This is a genomic window from Sporosarcina sp. FSL K6-5500 (assembly GCF_038005665.1).
GTDB classification, from domain to species: Bacteria; Bacillota; Bacilli; order Bacillales_A; family Planococcaceae; genus Sporosarcina; species Sporosarcina psychrophila.
The window spans coordinates 3,658,286-3,677,012 of the sequence record NZ_JBBOTP010000001.1; the positions used below are offsets into that span (position 1 = coordinate 3,658,286).

The 18,727-nt window shown below is 36.3% G+C and carries 16 protein-coding genes; all 16 read left to right on the plus strand.

All coding sequences use genetic code 11. The features are described 5' to 3' along the window. The first annotated feature begins 114 nt into the window (after positions 1-114). Positions 115-1,131 (plus strand): NAD-dependent epimerase/dehydratase family protein, encoded by a 1,017-nt coding sequence (locus MKX62_RS17505; RefSeq protein ID WP_187047535.1) that lies wholly within the window; start codon positions 115-117, stop codon positions 1,129-1,131. Further along, positions 1,132-2,187, plus strand: a complete 1,056-nt coding sequence (locus tag MKX62_RS17510) for a dihydrodipicolinate synthase family protein (RefSeq protein WP_187047536.1) — start codon at positions 1,132-1,134, stop codon at positions 2,185-2,187. A 12-nt stretch (positions 2,188-2,199) separates the two neighbouring features. Then, a complete protein-coding gene (locus MKX62_RS17515; protein ID WP_338652612.1) occupies positions 2,200-3,198 on the plus strand; it encodes a zinc-dependent alcohol dehydrogenase in 999 nt (332 codons plus the stop codon). Positions 3,199-3,340: 142 nt separating this feature from the next. After that, on the plus strand, positions 3,341-4,393 hold the full coding sequence (locus tag MKX62_RS17520; RefSeq protein WP_338652611.1) for a Gfo/Idh/MocA family protein: 1,053 nt from the start codon (positions 3,341-3,343) through the stop codon (positions 4,391-4,393). Beyond that, a complete protein-coding gene (locus MKX62_RS17525) occupies positions 4,394-5,953 on the plus strand; it encodes an FAD-dependent oxidoreductase (RefSeq protein WP_338652609.1) in 1,560 nt (519 codons plus the stop codon). A 28-nt stretch (positions 5,954-5,981) separates the two neighbouring features. Then, positions 5,982-6,824 carry a sugar phosphate isomerase/epimerase family protein gene (locus MKX62_RS17530; RefSeq protein ID WP_067208497.1) on the plus strand — a complete coding sequence of 281 codons (843 nt, stop codon included), beginning with the start codon at positions 5,982-5,984 and terminating at the stop codon, positions 6,822-6,824. A 16-nt stretch (positions 6,825-6,840) separates the two neighbouring features. Further along, on the plus strand, positions 6,841-7,560 hold the full coding sequence (locus MKX62_RS17535) for a hypothetical protein (RefSeq protein WP_338652608.1): 720 nt from the start codon (positions 6,841-6,843) through the stop codon (positions 7,558-7,560). Then, positions 7,557-8,531: a Gfo/Idh/MocA family protein gene (locus MKX62_RS17540; protein ID WP_338652607.1), complete on the plus strand. Its 975-nt coding sequence runs from the start codon at positions 7,557-7,559 to the stop codon at positions 8,529-8,531. Before MKX62_RS17535 ends, MKX62_RS17540 begins: the two co-directional genes overlap by 4 nt. 276 nt (positions 8,532-8,807) lie before the next feature. Next, positions 8,808-10,547, plus strand: a complete 1,740-nt coding sequence (locus MKX62_RS17545; RefSeq protein WP_340741971.1) for a cache domain-containing sensor histidine kinase — start codon at positions 8,808-8,810, stop codon at positions 10,545-10,547. A 9-nt stretch (positions 10,548-10,556) separates the two neighbouring features. Further along, on the plus strand, positions 10,557-11,273 hold the full coding sequence (locus tag MKX62_RS17550; protein ID WP_340741972.1) for a response regulator transcription factor: 717 nt from the start codon (positions 10,557-10,559) through the stop codon (positions 11,271-11,273). Between the two features lie 94 nt (positions 11,274-11,367). Beyond that, positions 11,368-12,672 carry an extracellular solute-binding protein gene (locus MKX62_RS17555; RefSeq protein ID WP_338652601.1) on the plus strand — a complete coding sequence of 435 codons (1,305 nt, stop codon included), beginning with the start codon at positions 11,368-11,370 and terminating at the stop codon, positions 12,670-12,672. A gap of 71 nt (positions 12,673-12,743) precedes the next feature. Then, positions 12,744-13,424 carry a hypothetical protein gene (locus tag MKX62_RS17560; protein WP_340741973.1) on the plus strand — a complete coding sequence of 227 codons (681 nt, stop codon included), beginning with the start codon at positions 12,744-12,746 and terminating at the stop codon, positions 13,422-13,424. Positions 13,425-13,448: 24 nt separating this feature from the next. Then, on the plus strand, positions 13,449-14,357 hold the full coding sequence (locus MKX62_RS17565) for a carbohydrate ABC transporter permease (RefSeq protein ID WP_338652597.1): 909 nt from the start codon (positions 13,449-13,451) through the stop codon (positions 14,355-14,357). Next, positions 14,347-15,165, plus strand: coding sequence for a carbohydrate ABC transporter permease (locus MKX62_RS17570; protein WP_338652595.1), 819 nt, complete (start codon positions 14,347-14,349; stop codon positions 15,163-15,165). Before MKX62_RS17565 ends, MKX62_RS17570 begins: the two co-directional genes overlap by 11 nt. A 227-nt stretch (positions 15,166-15,392) precedes the next feature. Next, a complete protein-coding gene (locus tag MKX62_RS17575; RefSeq protein ID WP_340741974.1) occupies positions 15,393-17,096 on the plus strand; it encodes an alpha-glucuronidase family glycosyl hydrolase in 1,704 nt (567 codons plus the stop codon). 30 nt (positions 17,097-17,126) lie between these two features. Then, positions 17,127-18,722, plus strand: coding sequence for an FAD-dependent oxidoreductase (locus MKX62_RS17580; protein WP_187047544.1), 1,596 nt, complete (start codon positions 17,127-17,129; stop codon positions 18,720-18,722). The last annotated feature ends 5 nt before the right edge of the window (positions 18,723-18,727 follow it).

Below are 18,727 nucleotides of genomic sequence, written 5' to 3' on the forward strand. Positions count from 1 at the left end.
AAGGACTCAAATAAGACTTGTCTTTTAATGAAAGTCTACATACAATACTATTGAATAGCAATTTAGAAGTATCAGATAACTAGTTTTTATTAAATGAAAATAGGGAGTGTTGAAATGAAGACAATTGCAGAGCTTGAAGATCTTATGACGAAACCATCAACAGAACTAATCAATGATCTTAGATTAGTAGATGGTGATATCTTAATTTTAGGTATTGGTGGAAAAATGGGACCAACATTAGCGAAGATGACGAAACGGGCGATTGATGAAGCGGGTTTGGATAAGAAGGTGATTGGCGTTTCTCGGTTTTCAAATGGCAGTTTAAAAGAAGAGTTAGAGGACTTTGGAATTGAAACAATCGCTGTTGATTTACTAAATGATGAGCAACTACAATCACTCCCGGATGTAAAAAATATTATTTTAATGGCAGGGAATAAATTTGGAACTGCTGGCAATGAACATTTCACATGGGCAATGAATGCTTATTTACCGGGTAGGATTGCAAATAAGTTTAAAAATTCCCGTATCGTTGCATTTTCATCTGGTAATATTTATCCACTGACGAGTGTGGTGAGTGGTAATTGTTCTGAAGAGACAGCTGTTAGTCCGATTGGTGAGTATGCACAATCTTGTTTAGGGAGAGAGCGTATCCTAACAAACTTTTCTCGTAAAAATGAAACGCCACTGCTTCTATTTCGACTAAATTATGCAATTGATATGAGGTATGGAGTGTTAGTAGAAATCGCTCAACAAGTTTTAGAAGGTAAAACTATTGATTTAACAATGGGGAGTGTAAACGTAATTTGGCAAGGAGATGCAAACGAATACGCAGTACGGTCCTTGCTACATTGTGATACTCCACCGAAAATAGTGAATGTGACTGGACCGGAGACCATTTCAGTCCGTTGGTTGGCTGAAGAATTTGGAACGCGATTTGATAAGAAACCTATATATGACAATGAAGAACAGCCGACAGCATTGTTAAATAATGCTTCCAAAGCGCATCGGTTATTTGGCTATCCAAAAGTAACACTTCAACAAATGATTGATATGACGGCAGAGTGGTTAGTGAATAATGGAGAAACATATAATAAACCAACCCATTTTCAAGAACGAAAAGGAGCATTTTAAATGTTGAATCCTGCTGTGAAAAAACAATTACTTGAGGGAACTGTTATTCCGGCGCATCCATTAGCCCTAACAGAAGAACGGCAACTAGATGAAGCCGGTCAGCGCGCACTTACTCGCTATTATATTGATGCAGGTGTGGGTGGGGTAGCAGTTGGTGTCCATACAACTCAGTTTGAAATTCGTGATCCGCAGTTTAGTTTATTTGAAAAAGTATTAACCCTTGCGATTGAAGAGATGAGGAAGGCACTAGTTCCCGATTCATTCATAAAAATTGGCGGAATTAGTGGTCCCATAGAACAGGCGATTAATGAGGCGGAATTTATAAAAGCGATTGGCTATGACCTTGGATTGCTAAGTATGGGAGGTTTACACAACGCTTCTGAGGAAGAGCTACTTGATCGGACTGAAAAAATTGCTGGGATTATCCCGGTTATTGGATTTTACTTGCAGCCGGCGGTAGGGGGCCGGATTCTTTCCTATGATTTTTGGAGGAAGCTTGCTGATATACCGAATGTTCATGGCATAAAGATCGCACCTTTTAATCGATATCAATCTCACGATGTGATTCGAGCGGTTTGCCATTCCAAAAGAAATGAAGAAATAGCTATTTACACTGGAAATGATGACAATATCGTTAATGACTTGTTAACGACCTACCGTATTGATGTAGACGGTAAAAAGATAGAGAAACAGATTGTCGGGGGGCTACTTGGGCATTGGTCAGTCTGGACGAAAACAACAGTAGATATGTTTAATAAGATAAAAAACATTCGATCTAAAGAGGACATTCCAAGCGAATTATTAACCTTAGGGCAAGAAATAACCGATGCAAACGCTGCTTTTTTTGACCCGAATAATCAATTTAAAGGGAGCATTGCAGGTATTAATGAAGTGTTGGCAAGACAAGGGCTGTTGAAAGGTCGTTGGTGCTTACTTGATAAAGAAAAATTAAGCCCAAATCAATCGGAGGAAATAGATCGTGTGTATGTCGATTATCCGCATTTACATGATGATGCTTTTGTGAAAGAAAACTTAGACAAATGGTTTAAAGAGTAAGGAGCGGATGAAATGAAATCAATTGTCACGAGAAATCAAAATGTTCATATTGTTAAGTGTATGGAACCGGCGATTAAACCTTCCTATCTATTAATTAAAACACTGCACTCGGTCATTTCACCTGGGACTGAACTAAGCTTGATTGGAATTAGTGAGGATAGAGATATCACATTAGGCTATAGTGCGGTTGGTGTTGTTATGGAGTGTGGTGAAGGTGTGGAAGATTATCAAAAAGGGGATATTGTTGCCTGTTATGGTGCTCCATATGTAGGGCATTCTGACTGTCTATTAGTTCCAACGACATTATGTGCAAAGGTTCCGTCTGGCGTGGAGGCAAAGGAAGCAGCTTTAGCAGGAATTGGTGCGATTGCAATACATGCACTAAGGATTGCAAAACTAGAATTCGGGGAAACAATTGTTATTATTGGCCTAGGACTGCTTGGTCAAATGATCGCTAAAATAGCCAATGCTGCTGCATATAATGTGATTGCTTTCGATAATCAAGCAGAAAGAGCCGCAATGCTTCATGAAGAAACGAGTATTCGTTCTTTTTCTACTATCCCAGAGATGGAAAGCGAAATCGAGAAATGTACGAAAAAATATGGGGCAGATGCGGTTCTATTATGTGCGGGTGGTAAAGGTTCATCGCTGACAAATCAAAGTTTAGAGTGGATTCGACATCAAGGAAAAGTCGTAATTGTCGGTGACATTGAACCGGACTTTCCTAGAAATTTACTGTTTGCGAAGGAAGCGCAAATACTTATTTCACGCGCTGGTGGGCCAGGACGATATGACCAAGTTTATGAGAAACAGGCAATCGATTATCCATACGGTTACGTTCGCTGGACAGAGGGAAGAAATGTGGCAGAGTACTTACGTTTAGTAAATGACAAGCGGATTAATGTCCAATCATTTTTAACGGATGAAGTTGATTTTCAGGATGCACCAGCTGCTTATGATGAGTTGTTCAATAAAAAGTCAACGACATTGACGAAGATTATTAACTATTAATAAGTCGAAGTAAAGATTCCCATCAAATCCGCTTCGGCTATCCCTTGTAAGGCGCCTTTATTCAGTTTATATAATTAGTATTTTGAATAATTTTACTATTTAATCGCGTACTATTCCTATTATATAGAAGGGAGTTATGTCTATGTTGAAAGTTGGTGTAATTGGAGGAGGTTCTATTTCCGAGTTTCATATTATTCCATATATGAAAAACGATGGAGTAGAGTTAGTGGCGTTATGTGATAGCAATGAACAGCGTCTAGCCAAAGTTGGTGAGCGCTATAGTGTCACTGAACTATATAGTAACTATGAAGAGTTATTGCAAAATCCGGAAATTGATGCGGTTAGTATTTGTACGTGGAATAACACACATGCAGTGATTGCAATTGCGGCATTGGAAGCAGGTAAGCATGTTTTGGTTGAGAAGCCATTATCTATGACTGTTGCACAAGCATTAGCTGTCGAAGCGGCGGTTAAGAAGTCCGGTAAAGTACTACAAGTTGGGTTTGTCAGACGTCATGGAGACAATACAAAGCTACTCAAGCAATTTATTGAACAAGATGAACTTGGTGAAATTTATTACGCAAAGGCTTCCTGTTTAAGAAGGCTGGGAAATCCTGGTGGCTGGTTTAGCGATCAGTCGAAATCTGGTGGTGGGCCGCTTATTGATTTAGGTGTCCATATGATTGACATCTGTTGGTATATGATGGGGAAACCACGACCTGTCTCAGTTAGTGGTAATACATATTCAAAGTTAGGCAATCGTAGCCATATACAAAATCTATCGTTCTACCAAGCAGCTGATTACGACCCTGCATTAAATGATGTGGAAGATTTAGCAAATGCACTCATTCGGTTTGACAATGGAGCCTCTTTGTTTGTAGATGTTAGCTTTACACTTCATGCCAAAGAGGATGAGTTATACGTTAAATTGTTTGGTGAAAAAGGTGGAGCAGAAATTGAACCGAAATTAGTGATGGTAACGGAGAAAAGCAACACGATTTTAAATGTTACACCACAAGTTGATAATTTGAGCTTCGATTTTGAAAAAGCCTTTAAAAACGAAATCAATCATTTCGTTGACTGTTGTAAAGAAGGAAAAGAAACCATTGCACCTGTTGCTGATGGTGTGCAAATCATGAGAATGTTGAATGCCGTCTATGAGTCAGCAAAAACAGGCAAAGAAGTATATTTATAAATGAAAACGGTGGATAAAGATGTTGTCATCATAGGTGGTGGACTTGGTGGTTGTGCAGCAGCGTTATCGGCATGTGCCAATGGATTACACGTCTTGTTAACAGAAGAAACCGACTGGATCGGTGGTCAAGTCACTTCGCAAGGGGTGCCGCCTGATGAACATCAATGGATTGAAGAATTTGGTTCAACGAAGAGATACCAAGACTATCGTAAAAAAGTTCGAGACACTTATTTACGAACAATGGATGTAAAAGTTACTAAAACACTATTTAATCCGGGGAATGGTTTGGTCAGTAGCATTTGCCATGATCCGAGAGTCAGTCTACATGTATTGAATGAAATGCTCCTGCCATATGTCTTAACTAGCCAGCTTACGATTGTATTGAACACGGTAGCTACCTCGGTTGAAAGAAATGGCAGAACATTAACTAGCGTAACCTATAAAAATACTGTAACTGGAAAAGAAGAAGTGGTTACTGCACCCTATTTCATCGATGCTACAGAAGCTGGGGATCTATTGCCGTTAGCAGCTGTCGATTACGTAACAGGTGCGGAAGCGAAAGCAGATACACATGAACCGCATGCAATGAAAGTAGCCGATTCTGACGATATTCAAGCATTCACATATGTACTTGGTATGGAATACCGGCTAGGAGAAAATCATACGATACCGAAGCCGGAGATGTACGAGTTTTGGAAAGAATTCCATCCAGCTATATGGCCCGATAACTATTTAAGCTTTTTTGCGCCACATCCGATTACGAAAGAGAAAAGAGAATATACGCTTTTTCGTGAAGAAACAGGCTTCCCTCTTTGGGAATACCGACGTAGCTTTGATAAGCAACAGTTTAATACGCCAGTCGATGCTGGTGATGTCAGCTTAATGAATTGGCCACAAAGTGATTATTTCTTAGGTAACATTTACGATGTGCCCGATGTAGAAAAAGAGAAACATATCTATCAAGCAAAACAGTTAAGCTTGTCCCTTTTGTATTGGTTACAAACCGAAGCGCCGCTGCCTGATGGCAGTAAAGGATATCCAGGGTTGAAACTTCGTAAAGATCTATTCGCAACTGAAGATGGCTTAGCAAAAGCAGCCTATATTAGGGAATCGAGACGGATCAAAGCGGAATACACAATCGTAGAGCAGGATGTTTCACCTGATTTTAATGAAGGGAAGACAGGAAAGTTATATGTTGATCGTATAGGGATTGGCTCATATAGCATCGATTTACATCCAAGTATGACCGGGAGAACCTATCTAGATATAAAAGCGTTACCCTTCCATATCCCTTTAGGTGCGCTGATTCCGAAAGATACAGATAACCTGTTAGCAGGTAGTAAAAATATTGGAACAACACATATAACAAACGGTTGCTATCGCCTTCATCCAACAGAGTGGAATATAGGGGAGGCATGCGGTGCATTAGTTGCATTTTGTATGAAGAACAACACAGATCCCAAAACAGTTCGTGAAAATAAACTGTTGTTATCAGAGTTTCAAGATCAGCTAAGAGCAGATGGTTTTGAATTAGAGTGGCCAGCAGAATTTTATCGTTAGTGAAAGTCAATCGACGTGGAGGGATCGCATGAATATTAGTGTAAGTATGTATAGCTTGGCATCCACTATCCGGAAGGAAAACTGGTCGATTGTCGACTTCATTGACTATGCCAGCAGTATTTCAACGGAAGGGGTGGAATTGCTCGATATTTATTGGACGAATAAGGACGAAAAAGACGAAGAAATCGGAGAAGTACTTACCGCATTGAAAAGCTATAATTTACAAGTGTCTGCATATGATATCACGAATAATTTTGTGAAAGAAGCAGTTGAAGAACGTGCTGAAGAAGTGGCAAAGGTTTTACACGGTATTCAAGTTGCGAAAAAACTTGGAACGACAATTGTTCGCGTATTTTGTGGCGATATCCAAGGTGACTTAACATATGAAAATGGATCGGCCTGGATTATAGAAGGTTTGAAGAAATGTGCAGAAATAGCTGAAAAAGAGGGAATCTATTTAGCTATTGAAAATCATGGCTTATTAGCCGGTAAGAGTAAGCAAGTAAGCGAGATTATAAAGGCGGTGAATAGTCCTTTTGTAAAATCGACGTTTGATACGGGGAATTTTTTGCTTGTCCATGAAAAGCCGACAGAAGCATTTAAGCGGTTGAAAGATGAAATTGTTCATGTTCATTTTAAAGATTTTCGTGAAAAAGTAGAAAATGAGTCACTTCGTGGCTTTCGTTCATCAGAAGGGGTGGAACTAATCGGGGTTATTCCAGGTGATGGTGAAGTGGATCTCGCTTATATTGTAAATGGATTAAAAAATTCGAATTATGATGGTTGGTTATCTATTGAATATGAAGGACATGACGACGCGAAAATGGCTAATGAAGAAGCGGTTAATCGTTTAAGAAACCTATTGAGATAGGGAGTTGAAAGTAATCATGAAAATTGTATTTGCTAGCTTAGAGAAACTCGACTTTCGTAATACAGTTGAAAATGTAATTCTAATAGAGTCGGTTGAACAATTAAATAATACTACTTATGAAGATACTACATATGTGTTACCTGTTTCTGAAGAGTATATGGGAATTATAGCGGATGCCGGAAATGAAGTTTATATTCCATTCACTGAATTAACAGTTGACCATCAAAGTCTAGGATGGCATGTGTATTTTGATTTAGAAAACTATCCATTTTATCAAAAAGTAAAAGGGTTGATCGATAAAGAAGAAAAACCTAAAGGCGTTTTTCGTTTTAGACGCATGGTGAAGCAATATGAAAACAATTCATTACTCACGGGCGATTTATATGTATTATCGTCATTGCTTGGGGAGCCTCAACGTATTCAAGTAAAACAAACGGATCAAACTGTGATTCCAGTACATACGATTATTTTGATGGACTTTGGTGGAGGAACAATGGCGCATATTGAATATACAGTGACTAATCAGGAGCGAATAGAGCTTGAATGGAGCGGAATTAAAACGATCTTAGAATTTGATAGTGATCAGATGAGACCGATTCAGCAAGGAAGTAAGGCGTCTCTACCATTAGCCTATTCGGTCGATGCCATTTTAGCAACAGCTCAGAAAGTAGATCAGGTGCTCGTTAATCGATTGAATTATTTTAGTAACCTATTCAATGGAGGTGCTCATTCATGAAGGTTGGCATGATGAGTTTTGCACATATGCATGCATACAGTTATGCGGATGGCGTAAAGAGATTACCGAACGTTGAGTTAGTGGGCATCTTTGATGAAGATATTGAAAGGGGCCAAGAAGTCGCCAAAACATATAATACGGACCACTACAGTGACCAAGCAGAATTTTTAGCATTGGAAATGGATGCTGTCATTATTTGCAGTGAAAACAATCGTCACAAAGAAATGGTTGTAAATGCCGCGAAAGCAAAGAAACATATCCTCTGTGAAAAACCAATTGCAACGAATCTTAGAGATGCTAAGGAAATGATTCAGGTATGTAAAGATCATGCTGTTATTTTGCAAATTGCTTACCCTGTACGCTTTAGCTCACCGATTCAACAAGTAAAAGAAATGATTGATAACAGAGAACTTGGTGATATTATAGCTTTCCGGACAACCAATCGGGGGCAGAATCCTGGTGACTGGTTTATTGATGAAGGACAATCTGGTGGTGGTGCTGTATTAGATCATACCGTACATATGGTCGATATCATGCGCTGGTATTTAAATGTAGAAGTAACGGAGGTCAATGCAATTATTGATTCCTATTTTCATGATATTGCTATTGATGATGCTGGTCTTCTCACACTAGAATTTGAAAACGGCGTGATTGCTTCTCATGATGCAAGTTGGTCCCGTTTTACAGAGTACCCAACATGGGGGGATGTAACGATTGAAGTGATTGGGACAAAGCAAACAGTGAAAGTAGATGCATTAAAAGAACATATTAGGATGTTCAGCAGTGGAGAAAAATCATTGCAACATGTTTTTTATGGAAACGATATGGACTTTGGATTAATAAATGATTTTATCAACTGTGTAAAAGAAGGAAGAGAACCTTCTATCACAGGTTATGACGGACTGAAATCATTAGAGGTTTCATTGGCGGCCTATGAATCAAGTAAATTTAAAAAGGCGATTAGGTTATAGACACTAATAAGGGCACTAGTTTTCGTCAATTATGATAGGAAGCTGTAGTGTCCTTTTAATGTTTAATTTTTGGATATAGGAGATAGCATTTAGAAAATGGAAGTATTAAATTGCTTTATGTGGTAGGCATTGGAGAATGTTCAGTGTTATTGTATGAGTATTCGGTTTACTCGGTAGTTAACATAAAGGATGTAAAGTTGGAGGAAACCGGTTTTGCATTAGTAAAGATATATTAAAGGCAACTCCAAAATTAGTAGATTAGGGGGATTAACTAAAATGTCATTAAGAAATAAGATATTCATTACTTTTTCCTTATTACTATTACTTCCCCTAATAGTTGTTGGAATAGTTGTTCAGAATATATTTATGTCTTCTAAAAGTGAAGAAGTTATTACTAAAGTTGAAAATACGATTATACAACTAAATTATAATTTAGATTTAATGTTAGAAGATGCATCAAGGTCTACAATCTCAATATTATACAACAAAGAACTTGTTGGTGTTTTAAGGGAATATGATATGAATACTCCTATAACCCATAAAAAGTATAGTCATGTTAAATTACTTTCTTTATTTTTATCGAGCATGACTTTTAATAAAGATCAAATATATGGGATACATATATTTGCAAAAAATGGTCAATTATTTAGTCATATGGATAACTACAGAATTGAAGATCAAATTAATCTACAAGAGCAAGAATGGTATCTGAAAGCTAAGGAACAAGAAGGTGGTTGGATAACATATTATGATGTTAAACCTATTTATTATAAAAATAACAGTGAAAAGTATGTGAGTTTTCTTAGGTTGCTGAGAGATCCGGAGAATCACAATGAATTAGGAGTAATAAGAATTGACTTTGCACCTAAGTATATAAAGGAAATAACTGAGCAACTTGGAAGCGAGAATTGGCAAATATCCACAACGCATAATGAACCATTAATAGGAAGTCAAAGTGATTATCTATTATCTAGTTGCCAAAAAAATCAAAGTTGGATTAAGACTGAGAAATCTAATCAAGAGTATTTTTGTGTTACACATACATCAAGTAAAACTGGTTTAAAAATAAGTAATGTTATACCCAAAGATTATTTATACAGTGAAATCAGTGAGTTCAACAACATTTTGCTTTTATTAATTGGATTTTGTTTACTTATTTCTTTACTTATCTCTTACTATATGACGAACTATCTACTAAAACCATTGGAGTTATTAAAAACACGAATTAGATGGTTTCAAGAAAATAAGTTGGCAAATAGTAGTAGTATCCAATCTAAAAATGAATTAGTAGAATTACATGTTGCTTATGATGGAATGTTATCTGATATAGATTATTTGGTTGCGGAAGTGTATGAAATAAATTTGAGAAACTCGGAAGCTGAATATAAAGCGTTACAATCCCAAATGGACCCACATTTTATCTTTAATACACTAGAATCAATTAACATGAAGGCCATAAATAATGATCAGTTTGAAATTTCAGACATGATTGCCGAATTAGGAAAATTAATTAGATATCGTTTAAAAAATGAAGAACAACAGATCCCTTTGCAAGAAGAAATAATATTTGCGAAAACCTATGTAAGCATTATGAAGAATAGATTAGAGGATGCACTTGACGTTCATTGGGATTTGGAAGATGAGATTCTGGATCATCTAGTACCAAAATATATAATTCAACCAATAATTGAAAACTCGATAATGCATGGTTACAGTAAAACGGTCAAAAGGGTTGAGATATTTGTGAAAGTTAAAATGGAAGGATCCGCACTTACTATATCAGTTTGTGATAATGGTACCGGGATAGACAACTGCAACCTATTAAAAATAAAAGAATCACTAAAATCTACTTTAATGAATAAAGATTATGGGGAACATCCTGATAGCGTTAAAAATGGTATTGCATTAGTGAATATCAACAGGCGGTTAAGACTTATTCATGGACCTAATAGTATGTTGCTTATTTCATCGGAAGTAGGAATAGGTACCCAGGTAGATATTATCATTAGAAAGTAGGTAATGAGGTTGAAAAATGTCCTGTTAGTGGATGACGAAAAAGTAATAAGGAAAGGGATAAAGAAGTTACTGGAGGATGTTATAACCGGTTATAAGGTTATGTGGGAAGCATCTAATGGTTACGAAGCTCTTGAAATTGCAAATATAGAAATACCTGATCTTGTGATTACAGACATTAGAATGCCTGAAATGAATGGTATTGATTTTATATCGTATTTTAAAAAGAGACATCCGTTAGTATCGGTAATCGTAATCAGTGGTCATGACGATTTTATTTATGTAAGGGAGGCTTTAAAGTTAGGAGTGAAGGATTATTTGTTAAAACCAATAAGTCGAAGCGAACTTGCAAGTACTCTCCAAAATATAGATAAAGAGCGTACTAGTAATAACGATATTATTAACCCAGGTGAATCTGTGAATATAAGTAAAATTAAAGATGTAATCAATCGGAACTTAGAAAAAGAGATAACTTTAAATTTCATTTCAAATACGTTAAATCTTCATCCAAATTATATTAGTCAACTGTTTAAACAAAAAACAAATATAAAATTATCCGAGTACATAATGCAGCAAAGAATAGAAAAATCCAAAGAATTATTAACTCAAACTCAACTTAAAATATATGATATTGCACATTTAGTTGGTTATGTGAACTCGAAACATTTTTCAGTGGTCTTTAAAAAAATAGTTGGGAAGACTCCTTATCAATACAGACAAAAGATTTGAATAATCTTAACATTACAAACCATTTCTTAATACTAACCGATTATGAAGCGCTTACATTATTGGTATTATGATAATAAGAAAAGGGGGCAGGGATATGAAAAAGTATTTATTGATTTTTTTCAGTCTAGTATTGATTTTTCTTGCAGCATGTAGTAAAGAAGATTCAAAAGACCAGAGTAAAGATGATGGAACAGCTAAAAGTGATGATAAAAAAGAGGATGTTGAATTGACGTTTTCAATATGGGGAAATGATCAACACGCAGAAATGTATGAGGAAGTTCTAAAAGGGTTTTATGATGAAAATCCAAACATTAAAGTGAAAATTGATCTTATTCCGTTTCCAGACTATCAGCAAAAGATGTCAGTACTTGCTGCAGGAAGTGAATTACCAGACGTAGGTTGGGTTTCCGAAGCAATGGTCTCTCAATTTACTAAGAATGATATTTTAAGTGATATTTCAGAGTTTAGTAAGGATGACGACTTTAATATGAATGATTTTATTCCGTCGACATTGGAATTATGGAAACATGACGGAAAGTTATTAGGGTTACCGTTTTCTACACCACCTATGATTTTATACTATAACAAAACAATGTTTGAAAAGGCTGGATTAGAAACACCGACTGAACTGGCTATGAAAGATGAATGGACATGGGAACAATTTGAGGAAGCTGCTAAAGCATTATCAGCGGGTGAAGGAATCAATAGAACTTATGGCGCAAGATTATTTAGGGAATGGACTAACTTTGCAACGTTACCTTCTCATACAATCTCATATGGAGGGTCAATCTTTTCCGATGATATGAAAGAGTTTAAGTGGAATTCTACAGAAGGCATTAAGACCTTTGAAATGCTGAATCGAATGATGTTTGAGGATAAGTCACATGTACCACCAGGTGAGAATATTGAATATGAAGGTGGAAAAGTTGGTATGTACTCCGCAATGTATAGCTATATGACAAATGCAAGAGAGATTACTGACTTCGAATGGGATATTGCCCCACTTCCTAAAGGTCCTGAAGGAAGGGCTCCATTACTTGGGCAAGCGGGAATTGTTGCATTCGAGGGTAGTAAGCATCCAGAAGAGGCAAAGGTATTATTGAAGTTCTTGGCTAGTAAAGAAGGTATTCAGGCACAGTCTGTATTCTTTGTTCCAGCAAGAAAAAGTGTACTAGAATCCGATGAATTTATTAATATCCCTAATAACCCTTCAAGAGAATCTATTCAGTTGGCCATGATTGATCAGATGAACCATGGTTATACGTATCCATTACATGAAGACTGGACAAAAATCGAAAGTGAAATTATCAAAGGTATTGATAAGCTGTTTGCACAAATGGAAACTCCAACTATAATACTTGAGCAAATGGAAAAAGATATAAAACCTTTATTAAAGTGAGAAAAGTTACAAGATTAAAAGTAACGGTTTCTAATCCGTTACTTTTAATCTTATAAAGGGGGATATTGGAAATGGAAACAACATTAAAAAAGATGTTATTTCGTAAGGAAATATCTATAATTGCTAGCCTTCCAGAGAATCGTATAGATTTAGCGCAAGCAGCTATAGATGCAGGAGTAGATGGACTTAAATTTCATATTAATGTTTCTCATCGGGCTAGTCGGAATGAATTTAAAGATATAGAGCATTATTTTGAGATATTTGAAGAAGTAAGACGAAAATTTAGTGGACCAATAGGTTTAGTTATTGGTGATGAAATTGAAAAGGTACTTGGCACAAATACGAAACAGTTAAAAAATTTAGGATTTGACTATTATTCACTATATGCAAAAGATATTGGGTCGAAAATGCTACTTCAGAATGACTTGGAACGTACAGTAGCGGTCAATGATAATTTTTGTTTCGAACAGGTGCGGATTATTGAGTCATTTAACATCCAGGCAGTTGAACTGTCAATCGTGAGAAAGGAAGACTACGGACTTCCGATGAACTTTGAAGACTTTATTACTTATAAAAGTTATAGGGATAATACAAAGCTACCGCTTATTATACCTTCTCAAAAAAATCTTGTACCGGATGATATGGTTATTCTTCAAGAAATAGGTATCAATGCAATTATGCTAGGCGCGGTAACAATTGGTAGTACAGTAGAGTCTATTTTTGAAACGATTTCACGGTTTACGAAAAAATAGAATGATTATTGAGGGTGAGATAAAATGCTTAGACACTTCACCAAAGGAAAAAGACTTAGTTCTAAATGGAGTGACAATATAGCAGGTTGGTTATTTGTCTCGCCTATGTTAATTGGATTTACAATATTTATGTTTGGACCTTTGCTATATGCTTTTTTTATTAGTTTGAATGACTGGCCACTACTAGGAGAAGAAAATTTTATAGGCTTAAAAAACTACGAAACGCTGGTTCATGATCCTACATTTATTAAATCCTTAGTTAATACATTATTATTTAGTTTAGGGTTGGTCCCTTTTAACATAATACTGGCTATGTTTTTAGCATCTTTGTTAAAAACAAAGTTCTTTGGGATTGGCTTATTTAGAACTGCTATATTTGTTCCGGTAGTGACTTCTTTAATAGTCTGGTCGATTGTCTGGAAGTATTTATTGGCTTCTGAATTAGGATTTATTAATCAAATGTTAGCTTTAATTGGTATAGAAGGACCTTCATGGCTTTTAAGTGTATCAACTGCTTTACCAGTAGTTATTTTTGTAAGTGTGCTTAAAAATGTTGGACTAAATATGATCTTATTTTTAACGGCAATGCAACAAGTTCCGATAGAATTATATGAAGCATCTGAGCTTGATGGTGCATCTAATTTCAGGAAATTTAGAAGCGTAACATTACCATTAATTACTCCGACAGTATTTTTAACTATGATTATTACTACAATTGGTGCTATGAAAGTTTTTGGACAAATCTACGTCATGACCCGCGGAGGGCCAGTCGATAGCACTAAAGTCCTGGTTTACTATATTTGGGAAACTGCTTTTAAACATTTCGATATGGGCTATGCTTCAGCTTTAGCATTTGTGTTGTTCTTTATCTTATTAGCATTTACTATTCTATCTTGGATTGTTAGGAAGAGGTGGGTTTTCTATGAGGAATAAAGGAAGAAATCTGTTTAAGTATTTTACGCTTTTGATAATAACATCTTTAATGATCGGTCCTTTATTATGGATGATTGCAACCTCATTAAAAGAACCCGCCAAAACGTTCACACAATTCCTACCTAATCCGATAAGATGGGCAAATTATGCTGAAGTATTAGGTAATTCAACTTTTTTGAAGCAATACTGGAATAGTATTTATATCTCTATATTAGTAACACTTCTGGTTTTGCTGTTCTCTTCAATGGCAGGGTATGCTTTTGCTAGAATAAAATTTATGGGCAGGAATGTAATTTTTCTATTGTTATTAAGTGTACTAATGATCCCAGCAGAAGTGACTATTATTCCATTATTTTTATTCATGCGAGAACTTGGACTTATCAACACTCACCTTCCATTAATTTTACTGCCTACATTTGGTGCTTCAGGTGCATTTGGTATTTTTTTAATGCGACAATTTTTTATTATGATACCAAAAGAATTAGAAGAGGCAGCGATAATCGATGGTTGTTCAAAGTTTAAGGTTTATTGGAGAATTATGTTGCCATTATCTGTACCAGCTCTATCAACATTAACTATATTTACATTTTTGGCAAATTGGGATGAATTTTTGTATCCTCTGATATTCATAAATTCACGGGAACTCATGACACTGCCTATAGGATTATCACTATTTACTGATGAGACAGGTACAGCATGGCATCACTTAATGAGTGCAACAACATTAGCTACAATACCATTATTGATAATATTTTTCTTTGCCCAAAAGAAATTTATAGAAGGAATGACGGCAGGGAGCATTAAGTGAATTAAAATGTCAATAAGGGCACTAGTTTTCGTCAATTATGATAGGAAGCTGTAGTGTCCTTTTGTTGTTTGATGGAAAAGGGGTAAAACCTTCCATTATATATTGAACAAATGAATAACTATATCAACTGAGTGAAGGCGCTTTACAAGGGGGAGTGCGGGAGACATCCCCTAGCGCCGTAGCGGATTTGAAGGGAATCTTTATTTCAACTTCTATATTTAAGAAAGGTGTTGTTAATCATAGACAAAATTATTTACTGGAATAATCACGAAACGGTTTTGTTCGCTGTTGAAGAGTTAAGAAGGTTAATGAGAGAAGTAGGACATGAAAGTACAATCGATGCCCAGGCGGAATTCACTGCACTTAATAAAAACATGAATAGAGTTATCCTGCTAACAACAAACGAATATCATTCTTTGAAGGATATGAGAAAAACAATCATACTAAATGATGATGGTTTTGCATTGATTAGATCAGAGCAGGATATGTGGATTATTGGGAATGAGCCCCGTTCTATTCTCTATGGTGTTTATATGTATTGTAAAAAGCAGTTTGGTTACCAGTGGATTGATTTGGACAAAGAAACAATCGTTAACTCTCATTCACCAAAGAAAGAAGAACTATATATCCATGAACCGATGTTTGCTAGACGTGGAAATATTATTGAAACCATTAATGATCCCGGCTATATCAATACCCTCATAGATTGGGGAGTTAAAAACGGACAAAATGAATATTTCTTCACGTTCTTCTTATGGAATGAGGTTAAATCATACGTAACTTCTGCGTTACGTAAAAGAGATGTTCAAGTGACGTTAGGCGGTCATAGTTTAAGTTACTTGCTTAGAGAGATACAAAAGGATACGAACGAGAATATGCTCAAGCAAGAAGAGAAACTAAAGTTCTTTGCTGAAAATACATATCTTCAGGATAAAGTCATTCAAAAAATAGTCGCTATCTGTTTGGAAAACAAAGTGATTACTAGAATATCGTTGTGGCCTGAAGATATCGGAATTGACGAGAAAAACGCGAGTGGATTTTTACCGACATATATTCGATTTACTGAAAAAATGAAAGAAGCGCTTGATAAAGAAGGATTACACGTAGAAGTAGAATATATTGTGTACAATGCTGGGTTGTCTTGGAACATGCTGGAAAGGGAAAAACAAACAGAAGCATCTAATCAAGTCGATGCGTTATATGCCTATTGGGGAAGGGATTATTCATCAGCCATAAATTCAAGTGATTCTAGGCAAGTTAGAGCCTATCAAACATTGCAAGACTGGAATGAGCAAACGAAAAAATGCGGGAAATCGTTAACAGTTCTTGAGTACTATAGTGATCATTTTATGTTAACGGAGCTATTCCCGCCACTTCTTATGAGAATACAGCAAGATTTACATGATTATAAACAATTGACTATAAACGGTGTATTAAATTTAATTGTACCAACGCATCAAAAACAACACTATCCAGAGCTAGAAGTTAACTACCCCTGGAAATGGATTCACCATTTTAATAATTACGTATACACAAGGATTGCCTGGGGTGAAAAATATGAAGTGATTGCAGAAGAATATTTCACTGTTTTTAATGAGGATAAAGCAGCATTTCATGAGATGCTGCTCGAATTAGAAAAACTTTTATCACAGCATACGAAGTGGAATGCACCACTTTTTCCTGCTCGAGTAGTGGATCCAGAAAAAGTCCGTGAGCCGATGAGTCAATTAAAGATACCTTCCTATTTACGCGATGTATATGAGCATTTGGCGAAGCTGGATATGACGGAGACTGAATCATTACTTGTCATTCAGACAAAGGATAATTTTAAATCATTTACAACAAAAGAAATGATGTCGATCTACTTCTATTATTTAAAAAAAGGAACCGAGATTTATTCAACTGCATGGGCATTAAAAGAAGAACAATAAAGCCTAACAGAATCTACGGAGGTTTTACTTATGGATTTTAGTAATCTGCATTATTATGTACCAACAAAAAAAGTCAACAAGCCAACGTTAATTGAAAAAAACCTGATTATATACGGAGGAACACCAGCGGGAATAACGGCAGCTATTCAAGCGACAAGAATGGGTCTCACTGTAGCAATCATTGAGTTTAGCAGAAATATTGGTGGGATGACTGCGAGCGGATTAGGAGCTACAGATCTTGGCGCTGAAAATGCTGTTGGTGGTCTTTCAAGAGAATTTTATAATGAAATAGCGAAGTACTACCGAAAAGAGAAACAATGGAAATTCGAACCGAAGGCGGCTCAGTATGTATTTGATAAATGGATGAAAGATTATGATATCCCGGTTTATTTAAACCAACATCTAGCAGAGGTAAGTAAAGAGAATGGGGCAATCATTGAAATTATAATGGAAAATGGGTCTCGCTATAAAGGGAAAGTCTTTATGGATTGTAGTTATGAAGGTGATTTATTAGCTAAATCAGATGTTAGTTATTTTGTTGGACGAGAATCAAATGCAACGTATCAAGAGATTTATAATGGCGTCCAATTTGGAGCACCGCATCATAAATTTGAAAAGTGGATTGATCCTTATGTTGTGGAGGGGGAGGCAGAGAGTGGTTTGTTGCCGGGAATTACAGAAGATGATCCCAAACAGTTAGGTTATCAAGGGCAAGGAGATCATCGAATTCAAGCGTATAATTTCCGGATTTGCTTGACGAAGGAACGAAAGAATCGTATTCCATTTCCAAAGCCATCACATTATGAATCAGATCGATATCAGCTTCTACTTCGTTATATTCAAGCGGGTGTTTGGGATGCGATGAACCTTCACACGATGTTGCCAAACGGAAAATCCGATTTAAATAATTATGGCGCCATTTCGACGGACAATCTTGGGATGAATTATGACTGGCCTGAAGGTAGTTATCATAGACGTGAGGAGATTTTTCAAGATCATTTGAATTATGATTTGGGGATGTTGTACTTTTTAGCTAATGATTTACGTGTACCAGTAGAAATCCGTGAGGAAGTAGCTGCCTGGGGATTACCGAAAGATGAATTTGAAAAAACGGGAAACTGGCCACATCAGTTGTATATCCGTGAAGGAAGAAGAATGATTTCTGATTATGTCATGACAGATCATAATTGTCTAAAGCAGACATTTGTTGATGATCCGATCGGTTTGGCATCATTCCATATGGATTCTCATAACTGCCGACGTGTCGTGATTGATGGCAGGTGTGTGAATGAGGGAGATGTTCAAGTACCAATTGCTCCTTATGCGATTTCGTATCGTTCCATTCGTCCAAAGTTTGAGGAATGTACGAATTTACTTGTTCCCGTTTGCTTATCAAGTTCACATATTGCTTATGGTTCGATTCGAATGGAGCCGATATTTATGATTCTTGGGCAGACAGCAGGAACGGCGGCAGCTCTTGCCTATAAACATGAAATAGCTGTCCAAAATGTAGATTATGAAGAATTGAAACAGGAACTTCTAAAGGCGGATCAAGTTGTCGAATGGGGAGAGGAGATGATGGATGATCCGATTAAACGAATGGAAGAAACGTTCGGAAAGGAATAACCATT